At 55.2% G+C, this 230-nt stretch carries 1 pseudogene; it reads left to right on the top strand.

The features are described from left to right. A pseudogene (locus tag MXD62_RS09800) lies at positions 1–230 on the top strand (IS5/IS1182 family transposase); the annotation flags it as partial.

Genomic DNA, 230 nt, shown 5'->3' with positions numbered 1-230 from the left:
CATCATCGCCGAGCAAGCAAAAGAGCAACCGCTCACGCTTCTTAACCGCAAAGCCTATCGCGACTTGCTCGTCATCCACGAACTGTATCGCCAGCAGCTTGAGATGTACAGCAAGCGAACGCATCAGATTGAAGACCGGATTGTCAGCATCCATCAGCCGCATGTCCGGCCGATCGTACGCGGGAAAGCCAAGGCACGAGTGGAGTTTGGAGCCAAGATCGCCGTAAGCA

Source organism: Frankia sp. Mgl5, from assembly GCF_023242985.1.
Taxonomy (GTDB): domain Bacteria; phylum Actinomycetota; class Actinomycetes; order Frankiales; family Frankiaceae; genus Parafrankia; species Parafrankia soli.
Note: the sequence above shows the minus strand (reverse complement) of the source record. Positions and strands in the feature narration are given on the sequence as shown.